This is a genomic window from Micromonospora sp. M42 (assembly GCF_000568915.1).
In the GTDB taxonomy this organism is placed as follows: domain Bacteria; phylum Actinomycetota; class Actinomycetes; order Mycobacteriales; family Micromonosporaceae; genus Micromonospora; species Micromonospora chalcea.
In genome coordinates, this window is record NZ_KK037233.1 from 5940564 (window position 1) to 5956945 (window position 16382).

General features: G+C 73.7%; 16 protein-coding genes and 1 pseudogene. 6 read left to right on the top strand and 11 right to left on the bottom strand.

Translation table 11 applies throughout. The features are described 5' to 3' along the window. Both MCBG_RS27480 and MCBG_RS27485 read right to left on the bottom strand, forming a co-directional pair. Window positions 1–846, bottom strand: a pseudogene (locus tag MCBG_RS27480) (alpha/beta fold hydrolase); the annotation flags it as partial. Between the two features lie 247 nt (window positions 847–1093). Continuing rightward, window positions 1094–1423: a hypothetical protein gene (locus tag MCBG_RS27485; RefSeq protein ID WP_043329183.1), complete on the bottom strand. Its 330-nt coding sequence runs from the start codon at window positions 1421–1423 to the stop codon at window positions 1094–1096. A 331-nt stretch (window positions 1424–1754) separates the two neighbouring features. Here MCBG_RS27485 and MCBG_RS27490 point away from each other — a divergent pair, with 331 nt between their 5' ends. From MCBG_RS27490 to MCBG_RS27500, 3 genes are read left to right on the top strand one after another with little or no spacing between them, the layout of a single operon-like run. Continuing rightward, window positions 1755–2246, top strand: a complete 492-nt coding sequence (locus MCBG_RS27490) for a DUF3145 domain-containing protein (RefSeq protein WP_013287841.1) — start codon at window positions 1755–1757, stop codon at window positions 2244–2246. A gap of 33 nt (window positions 2247–2279) precedes the next feature. Next, entirely contained in the window at window positions 2280–4004 is a 1725-nt protein-coding gene (locus tag MCBG_RS27495; protein WP_043329186.1) for a glycoside hydrolase family 3 protein, read from the top strand. Window positions 4005–4061: 57 nt separating this feature from the next. Continuing rightward, window positions 4062–4280 carry a hypothetical protein gene (locus tag MCBG_RS27500; protein ID WP_043331041.1) on the top strand — a complete coding sequence of 73 codons (219 nt, stop codon included), beginning with the start codon at window positions 4062–4064 and terminating at the stop codon, window positions 4278–4280. 89 nt (window positions 4281–4369) lie between these two features. On the opposite strand, the gene fabF is transcribed toward MCBG_RS27500, so the two are convergent. The 5 genes from fabF to MCBG_RS27525 all read right to left on the bottom strand — a co-directional run bounded on the left by fabF (window position 4370) and on the right by MCBG_RS27525 (window position 9406). After that, window positions 4370–5596, bottom strand: coding sequence for a beta-ketoacyl-ACP synthase II (fabF, locus tag MCBG_RS27505; protein ID WP_030503633.1), 1227 nt, complete (start codon window positions 5594–5596; stop codon window positions 4370–4372). A gap of 2 nt (window positions 5597–5598) precedes the next feature. Next, complete coding sequence (locus MCBG_RS27510) at window positions 5599–5838, bottom strand: acyl carrier protein (protein WP_007072348.1); 240 nt, start codon at window positions 5836–5838, stop codon at window positions 5599–5601. 83 nt (window positions 5839–5921) lie between these two features. Further along, window positions 5922–6866, bottom strand: a complete 945-nt coding sequence (locus MCBG_RS27515) for a beta-ketoacyl-ACP synthase III (RefSeq protein ID WP_043329189.1) — start codon at window positions 6864–6866, stop codon at window positions 5922–5924. After that, the gene (locus MCBG_RS27520; RefSeq protein ID WP_043329191.1) at window positions 6867–8033 is read right to left on the bottom strand and encodes an acyltransferase domain-containing protein; all 1167 of its coding nucleotides are present in this window, start codon (window positions 8031–8033) and stop codon (window positions 6867–6869) included. It lies immediately after the preceding gene. A gap of 98 nt (window positions 8034–8131) precedes the next feature. Next, window positions 8132–9406 (bottom strand): PucR family transcriptional regulator, encoded by a 1275-nt coding sequence (locus MCBG_RS27525; RefSeq protein ID WP_274479170.1) that lies wholly within the window; start codon window positions 9404–9406, stop codon window positions 8132–8134. Window positions 9407–9506: 100 nt separating this feature from the next. Here MCBG_RS27525 and MCBG_RS27530 point away from each other — a divergent pair, with 100 nt between their 5' ends. Continuing rightward, on the top strand, window positions 9507–9836 hold the full coding sequence (locus tag MCBG_RS27530) for a hypothetical protein (protein ID WP_043329196.1): 330 nt from the start codon (window positions 9507–9509) through the stop codon (window positions 9834–9836). A 44-nt stretch (window positions 9837–9880) separates the two neighbouring features. Here MCBG_RS27530 and MCBG_RS27535 read toward each other — a convergent pair whose 3' ends face one another. Next, entirely contained in the window at window positions 9881–10549 is a 669-nt protein-coding gene (locus MCBG_RS27535; protein ID WP_043329199.1) for a hypothetical protein, read from the bottom strand. Window positions 10550–10740: 191 nt separating this feature from the next. On the opposite strand from MCBG_RS27535, the gene MCBG_RS27540 reads away from it, so the two are divergent. Then, the gene (locus MCBG_RS27540) at window positions 10741–11331 is read left to right on the top strand and encodes a copper resistance CopC family protein (RefSeq protein WP_043329202.1); all 591 of its coding nucleotides are present in this window, start codon (window positions 10741–10743) and stop codon (window positions 11329–11331) included. 176 nt (window positions 11332–11507) lie between these two features. Here MCBG_RS27540 and gltX read toward each other — a convergent pair whose 3' ends face one another. The 3 genes from gltX to MCBG_RS27555 all read right to left on the bottom strand — a co-directional run bounded on the left by gltX (window position 11508) and on the right by MCBG_RS27555 (window position 15610). Then, entirely contained in the window at window positions 11508–12917 is a 1410-nt protein-coding gene (gene gltX / locus MCBG_RS27545) for a glutamate--tRNA ligase (RefSeq protein WP_082931128.1), read from the bottom strand. 105 nt (window positions 12918–13022) lie between these two features. Further along, on the bottom strand, window positions 13023–14300 hold the full coding sequence (locus MCBG_RS27550; protein WP_043329208.1) for an MFS transporter: 1278 nt from the start codon (window positions 14298–14300) through the stop codon (window positions 13023–13025). After that, window positions 14297–15610 carry a GH1 family beta-glucosidase gene (locus tag MCBG_RS27555; protein ID WP_043329210.1) on the bottom strand — a complete coding sequence of 438 codons (1314 nt, stop codon included), beginning with the start codon at window positions 15608–15610 and terminating at the stop codon, window positions 14297–14299. The genes MCBG_RS27550 and MCBG_RS27555 overlap by 4 nt, the downstream gene beginning before the upstream one ends. A gap of 201 nt (window positions 15611–15811) precedes the next feature. Between MCBG_RS27555 and MCBG_RS27560 the strand changes: the two genes are divergently transcribed. Beyond that, complete coding sequence (locus tag MCBG_RS27560) at window positions 15812–16258, top strand: SRPBCC family protein (protein ID WP_030503643.1); 447 nt, start codon at window positions 15812–15814, stop codon at window positions 16256–16258. Window positions 16259–16382 lie beyond the last annotated feature (124 nt).

The window sequence follows — 16382 nt, forward strand, 5'->3', positions numbered from 1 at the left end:
TCGTTCACCTGGTCCGGGCGCTCCATCATCAGCATGTGACCGGCGCCCGGGCAGACGGTCAGCTCCGTGGTGGGCAGCGCCGCCGCGATCGACTCGGGCACGGCGGCGGGGTGAGCCGGTCCCGGTCCCCGACCAGCGCGGGGCCGGCAGCCCGCCCAGCGCGGCGAGCGTCTCCAGCCGGTGCTGCGCCCCGATCGAGGCGCGGAACCCGCCGATCGAGCGCAGCGTGGCCCGGGCCACCGCCGAGGTGACCAGCCGGATGTCCGCCGGGTCGCAGCGGTCGCCGAACAGCATCCAGCGGATGCTCGGGCGCAGCGCGCGCAGCAGCGCGTGCGGTGGCCGCCAGCCGCCGCACCGGGCCAGCACCCCGGCGCCGGTGGTCTCGGCGAGCCGGATCAACCTCGTGATGCGGGGGGACAGGCCGTAGACGGTGTGCGTGTGCCCCTCGGCAGTGGTCGAGACGAAGACCAGCCCGGCGGTACGCGCCGCGAACCGGTCGGCGTGGCGGTGGGCGTACTCCATCACCGTCATTCCGCCCATCGAGTGCCCGACCAGCACGATCGGCCCGGACGGGGCGATCTCGTCGACCACGGTGGCGAGGTCGTCGCCGAGCTGGGCGAGCGTGGCGTCGCGCAGCGCCAGGCAGCTCGACCGGCCGTGGCCGCGCGCGTCGTAGGTGACCAGGCGGACCCGGTCGCCGAACCGTTCCCGCAGCTCGGCGACCTGACGGTGCCAGCTGCGGCCGTCGAGCGTCCAGCCGTGCAGCATCACCACGGTGACCTCGGCGTCGACCGGCCCGGTGACCGTCACGTGCAGGCGTACGCCGTCCGGAAGCCGCAGTTCCATGTCGCCACCCCCGAGCCCGTCCGGTTTGCGTCCACCGGGTGTCCCGGCGGTGACACCGGCGTTACCCGTCATGACACCACGGCAACCGGGGCGGGGAGAAGATTCGCGTCCGGCCTATGGACGAGCCGGACGCGCATCCGCCGGCGATCCGCCACCGGTGAGGTGACGCTGCTGCCGCAGGAGCAGACGCGAAACCGCCCGCCGGGTGATCCCGGCGGGCGGTCGCGGTGGTGCGGGTGAAGGGTGCTCAGCCCTCGAAGACGCCGGCCTCGACCAGGCGCTTCTCGGTGGCCTCCCAGCCGTGGTCCGGGTGGGCGGCGGCGAGGCCGTTGATCTCAGCCCGGATCTTGGCGGCGTGGCCGGCGGCGGCCAGCACCCGGATCTCCTCGACGAAGGCCTCGGAGTCGGTGCGCAGGTGCGCGGTCTTGCCGTTGGTCAGGTTGCGCACGTAGGCGTGCTTGCCGCCGTTGAGCGGGATCAGGTACTTGAACTCGCCCAGCACGCTGAGGGCGCCACCCTGGCCAGCCTGGCCGGCCCGGACTGACGCGCGCGCGGTCTTAGAGGTGTTGCTCGCCACGGAGGTACTCCTTGCAGACGTACGGTGGGGACGGAAAGCCGTCCGGGGGCTGTGCGAGTGACGCCCGGGTTGAGCGCCTGCCCGCGAAGATGTACGGCGGCACACAGAACCGCCCAGAGAACTGTACACGACCGCGACACCTGGCTGGTCGTCGCGGCGTCAGAGGGCACAACCGGCTCCACCTCCCGGGTATTTCCCGCCGGCTGGGACCGGCGAATTTTCCGATTCGCTGGCGCACCACCAGTCACACGGGTCATCATGTGTGTCCAGGTACCACTCGGTAGGACGAGGTCGTAGGGGAAGACGCACCTCGGCTCACCGGGAGGTCACCGTGCCAACGCGTGGCGTCGTATACGTCCACTCGACCCCGCTCGCCGTGTGCTCGCACGTCGAGTGGGCGATCGCGCGCGTCCTCGCCGCGCCGGTCAACCTGCACTGGACGGCGCAGCCCGCCGATCCGGGCGCTCGTCGCGCCGAGTGCGGCTGGACCGGCAGCCCGGGGACCGGCGCGGAGCTGGCCGCTGCCCTCCGGCAGTGGCCCATGATCCGTTTCGAGGTCACCGAGGAACCCAGTCCCGGCGTCGACGGCGAGCGTTTCATGTACGTACCGGGCCGGGGCCTGTTCCGGGCCGCCGTCGGCGCGGCCGGTGACATCCAGCTCGGCGAGGACCGGCTGCGCAGCCTGATGGCCGCCGCCCGCAGCCCGGAGGCGCTCGCCCACGCGCTGGACAAGGCGCTGGGCACCGCCTGGGACGCCGAACTGGAGCCCTACCGTTACGCCGGCGACGGCGCCCCGGTGACGCTGCTCACCCGGGTCGGGTGACGGCGGCCGAGTTGCCCCGATACGGTGGGCCGCGTGTCGATTTCCCCGCGGCGCTCCGCCGTCGCGCTCGCCGCACTGACCGCGCTGCTCGTCTCCGGGTGCTCGGACGGGCCGGACCGGCCCCGTCCCACCCCGACGAGTCCGGCGCCGTCGTCGGCCGCGCCCGCGCCGAGCGAGTCCCCGGCCGCTGACCCGGCCGCCCGCGCCGCCGCGCTGGTCGGCACGCTGAGCGACGAGGACCTGGTCGGGCAGGTGCTGATGCCGTACGCCTACGGCAGCTCGGCCACCGAGGTCTCGGCCGGCTCGGCGGCCGGCAACCGCGCGCTGGCCGGCGTCGACACCCCCGCCGAGATGGTGGCGAAGTACCGGCTCGGCGGCGTCATCCTGGTCGGCTTCAGCGCCGACGACCCCACCTCCGGCAACCAGGCCACCACCAACGTCGACAACCCGAAGCAGGTCCGGGCGCTCACCGACGGGCTGCGCGCCGCCGCCGGCAAGCTGCCCGCCGGCGCCGCGCCGTTCCTGATCGGCACCGACCAGGAGTACGGCGTGGTCACCCGGATCACCGACGGCGTGACGCTGCTGCCCAGCCCGCTCGCGGCCGGCGCCGCCGGGAACCCGGCGCTGACCGAGGCCGCCTGGCGGGCCGCCGGGGCCGAGCTGGCCGCGATGGGCATCAACCTCGACTTCGCCCCGGTCGCCGACGTGCTCGTCACCCGCAGCACGGTGATCGGCTCCCGGTCCTTCGGCGCGGACCCGGCGACCGCGTCCCCCCAGGTGGCCGGCGCGGTACGCGGCCTGCAGGCCGAGGGCGTCGGCGCGGCGGTCAAGCACTTCCCCGGGCACGGCCTGAGCGCCGAGGACTCGCACACCGAGCTGCCCGTGATCAAGCAGTCCCGCGCCGATCTGGACCGGATCGCGTTCCCGCCGTTCCGGGCCGGGATCGGCGCCGGGGCCATGGCGGTGATGTCGGCCCACCTGGACGTCAAGGCGGTCGACCCGGGCACCCCCGCCACGTTCTCCCGCAAGCTGCTCACCGACGTGCTGCGCGGCCAGCTCGGCTTCCAGGGCGTGGTGATCACCGACGGGATGAACATGGCCCCGGCCAAGAAGTGGTCACCCGGTGAGGCGGCCGTGCGCGCGCTCAACGCCGGCAACGACCTCATCCTGATGACGCCGAACGTCACCCAGGCGTACGACGGGCTGCGCGCCGCGCTCAAGGACGGCTCGCTGCCCCGCGCCCGCCTGGTCGAGGCGGTCACCCGGGTGCTCACCATGAAGTTCCGGCTGGCCGGGCGGGACACGCCAGCGCTGTCCACGCTCGACGGCGCGGCACACCGCAAGGCCGCCGACGACCTCGCCACCGCCGCGGTGACTGTGCTGCGCGGCAAGTGCGGCGGCGCGGTGACCGGACCGGTGAGCGTGACCTCCTCCGGTGGCCGGGAGCGCACCCGCAAGCTGCTGACCGAGGCGCTCACCGCGGCCGGCGTCAAGGTGGTGCCCTCCGGCGGCACGGTGGTGCACCTGGTCGGGTACGGCGACGGCGCGAAGGACCTGCGCGCCGACGCCGCCGTGACGGTGGCGATGGACACGCCGTACGTGCTGTCCGGGGCGAAGTCCCCGACGCTGATGGCGACCTACTCGTCCACCCGGGCCTCGATGAACGGCCTCGCCGCGGTGCTCGCCGGCAAGGCCCGCCCGGGCGGCCGCTCCCCGGTGCCGGTCTCCGGCCTGCCCGCCACCACCTGCCGCACCTGACCGCCGCCGCCGGTAACTCGGGTGCGGCCCGGGGCGGCCGGCTGGCAGGGTGGCGCCATGGGAGAGGCAGCACAGGGATTCCGGTACGTCCAGCGCGCCGACGGCACGGTGGTGATCACGCATCACGGCCGGGTCGCGGGCACGCTTCGCGGCGGCCGGGCGGCGCAGTTCCTGGCCGAGGTCGACGACGATCCGCAGCGGGCCATGGCCCGGTGGACCGGCAACTACCGGCGGGGCAACGAGCGCACCGCCCGCCTACACCCCCGCAACCGCTGAGGTGTAAGGAAGGGCCCCTTCTTAACGCCTGCGGTAGAGGAAGGGCCCCTTCTTAACAGTCGGCTGTTAAGAAGGGGCCCTTCCTTACGTCAGGGGCGGGTGAAGACCAGCGCCACGTTGTGCCCGCCGAAGCCGAACGCGTTGTTCAGCGCCGCCGGGATCTCCATGTGCCGCGCCTTGTGCGCGGCGACGTCCAGGGTGAGGCCCTCGTCCGGGTCGTCCAGGTTGATCGTCGGCGGGATCACGCCGTCCCGGATGGCCAGGATGGTGGCGATCGACTCCAGCGCGCCGGCCGCGCCGAGCAGGTGCCCGGTCATCGACTTGGTGGCGGTGAGCACCGGGTGGTCGCCGACCGCCTGGCGCAGCGCGCCGATCTCCAGCATGTCCCCGACCGGGGTCGAGGTGGCGTGTGCGTTGACGTGCACGATGTCGGTACGGGCCACGTCCGCGTCGGCGACCGCCCGGGCGATGGCCCGGATCGCGCCCTCGCCCTCGGCGTGCGGCTGCACGATGTCGTACGCGTCCGAGGTGATCCCCGCGCCGGCCAGGCGCGCGTACACCCGGGCGCCCCGGGCGGCGGCGTGGTCGGCGCGCTCCAGGATCACCACGCCCGCGCCCTCACCGAGGACGAAGCCGTCGCGACCGGAGTCCCACGGCCGGGAGGCCCGCTCCGGCTCGTCGTTGCGGGTCGACATGGCCCGCATCGAGCTGAAGCCGGCGATCGGCAGCGGGTGGATGACCGCCTCGGTGCCGCCGGCCACCACCACGTCGGCCCGGCCGGCGCGGATGATGTCCAGACCGAGCGCGATCGCCTCCGCGCCGGTCGCGCAGGCGCTGGCCACGGTGTGCACGCCGGCCTTGGCGCCCAGCTCCAGCCCGACCCAGGCGGCCGGACCGTTCGGCATCAGCATCGGGATGGTGTGCGGGGAGACCCGCCGCGGGCCCGACTTCTCCAGGATGTCGTCCTGGGCGAGCAGGGTGGTGGCGCCGCCGATGCCCGAGCCGACGCTGACCGCCAGGCGCTCCGGGTCCGGCCCGGCCTCGGCCAGCCCGGCGTCGGCCCACGCCTGCCGGGCGGCGATGATGGCGATGGCCTCCGAGCGGTCCAGCCGGCGCAGCTTCACCCGGTCCAGCACCTCGGACGGGTCCACCGCCAGCTGGGCGGCGATCCGGACGGGCAGGTCCGCCGCCCACTCCTGGGTGAGCGCACTCACCCCGGAGCGGCCGGCGAGCATGGCGTCCCAGGTCGACGCGACGTCCCCGCCGAGCGGGGTCGTCGCGCCGAGCCCGGTGACGACGACGTCGGGACGACTCATGATCAGGACTGCGCCTCGATGTAGCTGACCGCGTCACCGACCGTCTTGAGGTTCTGCACCTCGTTGTCCGGGATCTTGACGCCGAACTTCTCCTCGGCCGCCACCACGACCTCCACCATGGAGAGCGAGTCGACGTCGAGGTCGTCGGTGAAGGACTTCCCCTCGGCCACGTCGTCCGGGTTCACCCCGGCAACCTCTTCGAGGATCTCGGCGAGGCCGGCGGTGATCTCGTCACGGGTCATTACGGTTGGTTCCTCTCATCGGGGGTTACCGGTGACCGGCGTCGCCGGTCACGCGCCTCGGCGCGTTCGCGCCCGAGGGGGTCTCAGGGGCAGCGCACGACCTGACCGGCGTAGGTCAGGCCGCCGCCGAAGCCGAACAGCAGGACCGGGGCGCCCGAGGGCACCTCGCGCCGCTCGACCAGCTTCGACAGGGCCAGCGGGATGCTCGCCGCCGACGTGTTGCCGGACTCGACGATGTCCTTGGCGATGATCGCGTCCGGAATGTTCAGCCGCTTCGCGATGCCGTCGATGATCCGGCCGTTGGCCTGGTGCGGCACGAACGCGGCCAGCTCCGACGGGGCCACGCCGGCCCGCTCGCAGGCCTGCAGCGCGAGCGGGGCCAGCGCGGTGGTGGCCCAGCGGAACACCGACTGCCCCTCCTGCGCGATGTACGGCTGCCAGCCCTCGATGCGTACCGCGTCGCTCTTCTCCGGCGCGGAGCCCCAGACCACCGGCCCGATCCCGGCCGGCTCGTCGTCGGCGGTCGCGGTCACCACGGCCGCCCCGGCGCCGTCGGCGAAGATGATGCAGGTCGAGCGGTCGGTCCAGTCGGTGAAGTCGGAGAGCTTCTCGGCGCCGACGACGATCGCGTTGCGCGCCGCGCCGGCCCGGATCGCGTGGTCCACGGTGCCCAGCCCGTACGCGAAGCCGGAGCAGGCGGTGTTGAGGTCGTACGCGGCGGGCGCGGTGACGCCGAGCTTCGCCGCGACCCGGCAGGCCACGTTGGGACTGCGGTCCACCGACGAGCAGGTGGCCACCACGACCATGTCGATGTCGGCGGCGGTGAGGCCGGAGTTGGCGAGCGCCTTGCCGGCGGCGGCGGTGGCCATGTCGGCGACCGTCTCGTCGCCCGCGATCCGCCGGGTGGCGATGCCGACCCGGTCCCGGATCCATTCGTCGCTGGTGTCCACCATCTGCGCGATCTCGTCGTTCGTGACGACGCGGGAGGGCTGGTAGTGCCCCATCGCGACGATCCGGCTGCCGGCCATTTAGTGCGTTCCTCCGATGCGGACGAGGGGCTGGCCCGGGGCGACCGGGTCGTCGTGGTGCGCGAGCCACTCGGTGAGCAGCCCGTTGTCGTGTGCGGTCACCTCGACCGGCCCCTGCGCTCCGGTGACGTGGCCGAGGACCTGGCCGGCGCGTACCTCGGCGCCCACCGTCGCCTCGGCCGCCCGGGCGAGGCGGCCGGCGGCGGGGGAGACGACCATCCGGAACCACGGCGCGTACGGGCGGGCGGGACCGGCGTGCCGGGCGACCAGCCGCCGCGCGGCGGGCAGGTCGGCGGGGGTGTTCAGGGTGACGATCTCGGGCGCGCCCTCGCCCTTGAGTTCCCGCTTGACCAGTCCGGCGAGGGTGCCGGCGGGCGGCAGCTCGATCACGCCGGTGACCCCGAGGTCGGCCAGCGTACGCATGCACAGGTCCCAGCGGACCGGGGCGGTGACCTGCCGGACCAGCCGCTGCAGCGTCTCCGGGCCGTGCCCGACCGGCGCGCCGTCGAGGTTGGACAGCAGGATCCGGGCCGGGGCGGAGGCGGTGACACCGGCGGCGACGGCGGCCAGCGCGGCCTCGGCCGGCGCCATGTACGGCGTGTGGAACGCGCCGGCCACCTGGAGCCGGATGATCCGGGTGCGGGCCGGCGGTTCGGCGGCGAGCTTGTCCAGCCCGTCGATCGCACCGGCGGCCACGATCTGACCGGCGCCGTTGCGGTTGGCCGGGTGCAGCCCGTGGGACTGGAGCGCGGCGAGCACCTCGTCCGGGTCACCGCCGAGCACCGCGGCCATCCCGGTCGGTTCCAGCGCGCAGGCCGCGGCCATCTCGTGTCCGCGTACGCCGGCGAGCGTCACGGCGGCCTCGGCCGGCAGTGCCCCGGCCAGGGCGGCGGCGCCCAGCTCACCCACGCTGTGCCCGGCGACCAGCGCGACGTCGTGCATCGGCAGGTGCTCGGCGGCGAGCAGCGCGGCGGCGACCAGCAGCGGCTGGGTACGGGCGGTGTCCTTGATCTCGTCCGCGTCCGCCCGGGTGCCCAAATGGATCAGGTCCACCCCGGCCAGGGCCGACCACCAGCGCAGGCGCGCCTCGACACCGTCGAGGTCGAGCCACGGAGCGAGGAAGCCGGGCTTCTGCGAACCCTGTCCCGGAGAGAGTACGGCGAGCACGTGTACGACTCTGACGGATACTCGCGGGTCGCGCTGTAACGCACGGCACGAAACCGCACTAGAACCTTTGGAGGAAACCTACAAAAATCGGTGGGCGGTCATCGCCGGTCGGAGACCCCCGGTACCACCGGGTCGAGCCTACCCACAGTCAGCGCCACCTGCAGCGCGAAGGCGTCGCGCGGGGCCAGCGGCGAGAAGGCGGTCACCTCGGCGATCCGCTTCAGGCGGTAGCGCACGGTGTTCGGGTGCACGAAGAGCGCCCGGGCGGCGCTCTCCAGCGTGCCACCGGCGGCGAAGAACGCGTCCAGCGTCTCCAGCAGCTCGCCGCCGGAGCGGGCCAGTGCCGCGTACACGTCGTGGCGCAACCGGCGGCGGGCCTCGGTGTCGCCGGCCAGCGCCCGTTCCGGCAGCAACTCGTCCGCGGCGACCGGGCACGGCGCGGTCGGCCAGGCCGGCGCGGCCCGGAAGCCGGCCAGCGCGGCCCGCGCCGACTCGGTGGCCTCGTCCAGGCTGGGCACCGCCGGGCCGACCACCACCGGCCCCTCACCGAAGGCGGTACGCAGCTTCTCCGTGGCCGCCACCGGGTCGGCCGCCCCGCCCAGCACGATGACCAGCCGGTCGCCGTGCACGCCGCCGATCACCTCGACGCCGATCCGCCGGGCCTGCCGGTAGACGGTGTGCAGCACGGCGGCCACCTCGCCGCCGGGGGAACGGCCGACCGCCACCGCGACCGGTGGGGCGTCCGTCCAGCCGAGCGCGGCGGCCCGGCTGGCCAGCACGTCCGGGGAGTCGCCGCGCAGCAACGCGTCGACCAGGAGCGCCTGCAACCGGGCGTCCCAGGAGCCGCGGCTCTCGGCGGCCCGGGCGTAGACCCGCGCGGCGGCGAACGCGATCTCCCGGGAGAAGCGCAGCACCGCCTCCCGCAGCGACTGCTCCTCGCCCGGCACGGCCAGCTCCGACACCTGCTCCTCGACCACGTCGATGGTCACCTTGATCAGCGCCACGGTCTGCTGGAGGCTGATCGAGCGGGCCAGCGCCTGCGGCGCGGCGGCGAAGACCTCGTCCGACACCTCCTGGGTGCGGTCGGTGGCGCCGCCACCCTGGCGCAGCCACTGCACCAGTGACCGCACGCCGGCCTGGGCCACGAGCATGACCCAGGAGCGCTGGTCGGCGGGCAGGTCGCGGAACCAGGGCAGTGTCTCGTCCATCCGGGCCACGCTGGCGGTGGCCAGGCCGCCCGCCGCCCGTTCGATACGGCGCAGCGTCGCCGACGTCTCCGTGCCGCCCGGTTCGCTCACCGCACCAGCCTGACATGCGCTGAGCAGCGGTTCCACTCCGAGGTGGCGGCTTCGCCGTGGCGTGACGATCTCCACCGGTACGCGCTGGCGATCTTGTCCGGGTGGGCCAGTACGGTGTCAGGGCGCGCCCGGGCTGTTCCGGCGGGCGCGCGAGGGCGACGGTGAGGAGGCCGGGATGGCGCAGGGGGAGGCCGAGCACGGTTGCGCCCAGGGCGAGCCGTGCCGGCGTGGCCACGACCAGCCGGTCACGGCCACGCACCCGCGTCGGCCGTGCCTGCACCACCAGGGCGAGCAGGCCGTCGGCCGGGCCGCGGAGCGCGCCGAGGACGAGCCGGCGGTGCCCCGTCAGCGGGCCGTCGAGCCGGCGCATCTCGCGGACGAGGCGTCGCCGGAGCAGGGTTGTCGCAGCGACCTGGCGGGCTGGGCGGGCGCCCACCGCCACGGCGCGGTACGCCCACGCAACCGTACGGTCCGCCGGGAGCGCCCGCCGCGTCGCTGGTGCTGACGCGGAGCCGGGCGGGTTGACGCCGACGCGGTGTCGGGCCGGGCTCAGCGGGTGCGGCGGCGCACCAGCAGCGCGATGCCGGCGAGCCCGGCGGTGATGACCAGCACGACGCCCACGTTGAGCAGCAGCAGCCGCTGGAGTTCGCCGAGGGCGGTGTCGAGTTCGCCCACCGGGTCGAGCGCCTCCTCCGGCAGTACCCGCTCGCCGCCGCCGATGCCACCGGCGAGCGTGTCGAACTGCGCCGGCAACGGCACGCCTACCGAGCGCAGCGTCTCCGGCATGTTGAGCCGCCCGAGGAACCAGCCCGCGCGGAGGTTGCTCCGGTCCGGCTGCTTCGCCGGCCGGTAGACCCGCGGGCCGCCCTTGGCCAGGGGAAAGAGGTCGTAGGTGCGCTGCGGACCGGCGGCGACGTGCACCACCACCGTGTACTTCGGACCGAGGTCCGCGGCGGCCGGGCCGCGCAGCTGGCCGGTCGCGCCCAGCCACTTGATCTGGTCGATCACCAGGTGGACGTCGGCCGACCGGCTGTCGGTGCGCAGCCGCAGCGGCTCGTCGAGCTTGTCGCCGGTGATGTCGACGCCGGTCGGGGCGGGCGCGGGCGTCGGTTTCGGGGCGGCGTAGGCCGCCGTCGCGCCGGTCAGAGCCAGTGTGCACGCGATGGCCGCCATCGTCCCGGTCACGGCGATCAGCAGCCGTCTCACCTTCCGGATCATCGCCGCCTCCTCGCCCCGTTCGATGGCTGGCTTCCGCTGCAGTCACACTGGACCGGTGTCCACCACAAAGACTCCGCAGAACGGCGCTCGGTTGCAGCAGGTGGAAGAGTATTTGGAACTATTTGCGAGCTGAGACCGACCAACGAGCGGTCGATGATCATCGGCCGGATCTTACCCGGACGGAGGGAACCATGGGGGGCAGGGTCGCCCGTACGGCGCGTACCTGGCTGGTGGTGCTCGGGGTGGTGGCGGCGTTCGCGCTGCTGCCGGCCGCGCCGGCCGCCGCGCACAACTCGCTGACCGGCAGCGATCCGCGCGACGGGGCCCGGCTGGCCGCCGCGCCGGAGCGGATCGAGCTGCGGTTCCTGGCCACGCCGAAGGAAGCCACGACCGAGGTCACCGTCACCGGGCCGGACAACGTGGCCGCTGCCGGCGGCGCGCCGACCTTCTCCGGCAAGCGGGTGACCGTGCCGTTCCGGCCGGGCGCGGCCGGGCTCTACATCGTCACCTACCGGCTGGCCTCCGACGACGGCCATCCGATCAAGGGGGAGATCCGGTTCACCCTGACCACCGGCACCCCCGCCGAGGCGCCGTCGGCGAGCGCGCCGCCCACGAGTGCCGCGCCCGCCGCGCCTACCAGCGCGGCGCCGAGCCCGACCCCGGCCCCCGCCGAGGCGGACGACGACGGGGGTACGGGCTGGCTGTGGGCGGCCGGCGCGGTGGTGGTGCTGGCCGCTCTGGGCGGCGGGCTGCTGCTGCGCCGCCGGGCCGCCCGCCGCTGACGCCGGCCGGTCAGCGGGAGCCGGCTCGCGGGGAATACTCCGCGTGACGCGGCCGGCGCAACGATCGCCGAAAACGCATATGCCTCTGAGTCATAATCATGACTCAGAGGCATATCGCTCGACAGGGTCACCTTCTCCCGGCCACGACACGCCCGGGCCGTCGGCGGGCCTGCCGCTCAGACCAGGCGTACGCGGGCGGCGCGCAGCCGGGTCAGCGTACGGTCGCGGCCGAGCACCTCCAGCGACTCGAACAGCGGCAGCCCGACGGTGCGGCCGGTGACCGCGACCCGTACCGGCGCCTGCGCCTTGCCGAGCTTCAGCCCGCGCTCCGCGCCGACCGCCTCCAGCGTGGCCTTCAACGACTCCGCGTCCCAGGACTCCAGCGCCTCGAACGCGACGATCGCCGCGTCCAGCAGGTCGGCCGCGCCCTCCTTCATCGCCTTCGCCCACGCCGCCTCGTCGATCAGCGGGTCCGCCAGGAAGAGGAAGTCGACGTTCGGCACGATCTCGCTGAGCACCGCGATCCGGGTCTGCGCCAGCGGAGCCACCGCCGCGAACGCGGCCGGGTCGAACTCCTCGGGCTGCCACGGCGGCGGGGCGATGGTGTCGGTGCCGGTGAGCCACGGCTGGCAGGCGGCGACGAAGTCCTCCACCGGCAGCGCCCGGATGTAGTCGCCGTTGAACGCGCGCAGCTTCTTCTCGTCGAAGAACGCCGGGGACGGGTTGACCTCGTCCAGCCGGAACTCCTCCTCGATCACCGACCAGGGCACGATCTCCCGGTCGCCCGACGGCGCCCAGCCCAGCAGCATCAGGTAGTTGCGCATCGCGTCGGCGAGGTAGCCCTCGTCCCGGTACGCCTCCAGCGCGACCTTGTCCCGCCGCTTGGACAGCTTCTGCCGCTTCTCGTTCACCACCACCGGCACGTGCGCCCAGATCGGCGGCTTGACCCCGAGCGCGTCCCACAGCAGCTGCTGCTTCGGGGTGTTCGGCAGGTGCTCCTCGGCCCGGATCACGTGGGTGATCCCCATCGACATGTCGTCCACGACGTTGGCCAGCAGGAACACCGGGGAGCCGTCGCCGCGGGCGATGACGAAGTCCTCGATCAGCTTGTTCTCGAACGTCGGCTCGCCGCGCACCAGGTCGACCACCACGGTCTCGCCCTCGTCCGGCGTACGGAAGCGCAGCGCCCGGCCCTCGCCCGGTCCCAGGCCGCGGTCGCGGCAGAAGCCGTCGTAGCCGCGCTGCTGCGGCCCGGTACGCGCCTGCACGTCCTCGCGGGTGCAGTCGCAGTAGTAGGCCCGGCCGCCCTCGTACAGCCGCTGCGCGGCGGCCCGGTGCTCACCGGCGTACGAGGACTGGAAGTACGGACCCTCGTAGCTGCCCCGCGCGATCCCGATCCACTCCAGCGCGGACAGGATGCCCTCGGTCCACTCGGGCTTGTTGCGGGCCGCGTCGGTGTCCTCGATGCGCAGCACGAACACCCCGCCCTGCTGCTTGGCGAAGATCCAGTTCTGCAGCGCCGAGCGGGCGCCGCCGACGTGGAACATACCGGTCGGGGAGGGGGCGAAGCGTACACGTACCGTCACGTCCCCCAGCCTACGGCGGGCCGCCACCGAGAAAGGAAGGGCCCCTTCTTAACGCCTCCGGAGGTGAAGGGGCCCCTTCTTAACAAGCGCGGCAGCCGGCGGGCGTCACGGCACGGAGCGGATCTTCACGACCAGGGCGCTGCCGAGCAGCGTGACCGCCGCGGTCACCGCGTACAGCGTCGGGTAGCCGCCGAGGTGCACGACGATCGGTGCGGACAGCGCCGGACCGAGCACCTGCGGCGCCGAGTTGGCGATGTTGATCACGCCGAGGTCCTTGGCCCGGTCGGTGGCGGCGGGCAGCACCTGCGTGATCAGCGCGGCGTCCACCGACAGGTAGACGCCGTACCCGGCGCCGAGCAGCAGCGCCGCGACGATCGCCATCGGCCAGGTGGGTGCCACCGCCAGTAGCGTCGCCGCCACCGCCATGATCAGCCCGGAGGCGATCACGAAGACCTTGCGCCGGCCGGAGCGGTCGGACATGCGCCCGGCGACCACGGCGGTCAGCATCATGCCGACCGTGTAGAGCAGGATCAGGATCAGCAGCGAGCCCTCGGGGTCGGCCACCCGTACCCCGTCGGTGAGGAAGTAGAGCAGGTAGAGCGTGCCCAGCGCGTTGCCGGTCTGCACCAGGAACCTGGTGAACCACGCCCAGGCGAAGTCGGGGTGGCGGCGCGGGCTGATCCACATCGAGGAGAACAGCGAGCGCAGCCGCAGCGGCGAGCGGTGCTCCCGGGGCAGGTGGTCGTCCTGGGTCAGCAGCGCGAACGGCAGCGACAGCAGCAGCACGGCGAGCGCGATCGCGGCGTACCCGGCGGCGTTGCCGGTCACCACGGCCGTCACCAGCACCGCGCCCAGCACCAGGCCCAGCGCCTGCGGGATGCCCACCCAGCCGGACACGCCGCCACGCTGCGCCACCGGCACCCGATCGGGGATCGCCGCGGTGAGGCTGGCCAGCATTGCGTTGAAGCAGACCTGCGCGGCCACCCAGGCCACCGCCACCCCGGCGATCGTGTTCTGCCGGGCCAGCAGCACCAGGGCGAGCGCGCCGATCACCGCGCCGAACGCGGTCCAGACGTGCCGGCGGCCGAAGTGGCGGTTGGCCAGCCGCAGCGAGGTGCGGTCGGACAGCGCGCCGGCGAGCGGGTTCGCCAGCACCGCGGCGAGCGCGCCGATGCCGGTGACCACCGCCAGCATCGCCTCCTTGTCGGCCGGCGCGATCCGTTCCACCTGCTGCGGCAACAGCACCTGGATCGGGGTGAAGAACGCCATCCAGACGCCCAGGTTGGCCGCGAAGATCAGCGCGATCCAGCTCCGCCGTACCGGCACCGTCGGTTCGGCGAGCGCCGCCGGCAGCGAGGCCGGCGTCGGGTTCACAGTGGTCACCGCCGGACCAGGTCCCGGAACCAGGCGTACGACGACTTCGGCGTCCGCCGCTGCGTGTCGAAGTCGACGTGCACCAGGCCGAACCGCTTGGTGAAGCCCTCGGCCCACTCCCAGTTGTCCAGCAGCGACCAGACGAAGTACCCGGTCACCGGCACGCCCTCGGCCATCGCCCCGCGCACCGCGCGGATGTGCCCGTCCAGGTACGCGATCCGCTCCGGGTCGTGCACCCGGCCGTCGGCGTCCGGCGCGTCGTCGTACGCGCAGCCGCTCTCGGTGATCTGGATCGGCGGCAGCGCGTCGCCGTACCGCCGGTGCAGTTGGAGCAGCAGGTCGCGCAGGCCGTCCGGGGCCACCGGCCAGTCGAACGCGGTACGCGGGTAGCCCTCCAGCGGCACGATGTCGAACGGCAGCGGAGAGCCCGCCTCGGGCGCCCGGATGGCGGTCGGGTTGTAGTAGTTGACCCCCAGCACGTCGATCGGCGCGGCCAGCACGTCCAGGTCGCCGTCACGGATCACCGCCGGGTCGAGGCCGGGAGCGTCCGGGTAGCCGCGCCCGAGCAGCGGATCGGTGAACAGGAGGTTGTGCAGCGCGTCGTACGCCGCGGCGGCGGCCCGGTCCGCGTCGGTGTCGCCGGCGACCCGCACCGGGGAGTAGTTGTTGGCGATCGCCACCGGGGACGTGGTGCGGGCGCGCAGCGCGGAGACCGCGAGACCGTGCCCGAGAAGCTGGTGGTGGGCCACCGGGAAGGCGTCGAACAGCAGCATCCGGCCGGGGGCGTGCACGCCCATGCCGTAGCCCATGCTCATGTGGATGAACGGCTCGTTGAGCGTGATCCAGAGCTTCACCCGGTCGCCGAGCCGGGCGGCGGCCAGGTCGGCGTACTCGGCGAAGCGCGCGGCGGTGTCCCGGTTCAGCCAGCCGCCGGCGTCCTCCAGCGGCTGCGGCAGGTCCCAGTGGAACAGCGTGGCGACCGGGTCCACCCCGGCGGCGAGCAGGCCGTCCACCAGCCGGTCGTAGAAGTCCAGCCCGGCGGCGTTGGCCGGGCCCGTGCCGTCCGGCTGGATCCGGGGCCAGGCGAGCGAGAACCGGTACGCGGACACCCCCAGCCCGGCCAGCAGCGCGGTGTCCTCGGCGTACCTGTGGAAGTGGTCGCAGGCCCGGTCGCCGGTGCTGGCGTCGGCGACCCGGCCCGGCTCGTGCGCGAACGTGTCCCAGATGGACGGACCGCGACCGTCGGCAGTGGTCGCGCCCTCGATCTGGTACGCGGAGGTGGAGACCCCCCAGCGGAAGCCGGCGGGGAACTCGGGCATCGGCGCGGTCGTCAAGGCACCCTCCAAGACATGAAGCGTGCTCGCGACTCTAGGGCTCGGCGGACCGCCGCGCCATAGGCCGAGATGACTGGGTGGCGCAAGGGAGTTCGGCGTGTCTTTTCCGAACCCGTCCGCTTAAGTCCGATTTACACATAGAGTGCCAAATATCGCGGATGTGATTTAAGTGGGGGAAAGATACTCATGATCCTCGTGGAACGAAGCGCGCACGTGGCGGCGCCGGTGGATGTGGTCTGGGACGTGGTGCAGCGCGCCGAGCAGCTGCCGGCCTGGCTGGCGGGAGTCCGCGCGGCCGAGGTCCTGTCCGGGGAGGGATTCGGGCGGCGGCAGCTGGTCCAGGCCGGACGCGGCGCCGCGCACGAGGCCGAGGTGATCGCCTTCCAGGAACCGACCCTGATCGGCTGGCGCGAACGCGCGAAGGGTGCCGGCGCCCGAGCCGAGGCGCGCACCGAGATCTACGTCCAGCTGACCCCGGACGAGGAGGCCGGCGGCACCGTCGTACGCCTGATCGTCGTGCGGTGGCCCGCCGGACCCGTCAAGGCGGCCCTGCTCCGGCTCGGCCTGCGCCGGGTCGGCGCCGACCTGGAGGACTCGCTGGCCCGGCTGACCGACCTGGCCGCCGTCGGCTGACCGAGCCCAGTCCCGGCGTCGCCCGCGATGGTGACGGCCCGGCGTTCCCGCCAGGGACGCCGGGCCGTCGTTCTACCCGAGGTGTTAAGAAGGGGCCCCTCCTCTACCGGAGGCGTTAAGAAGG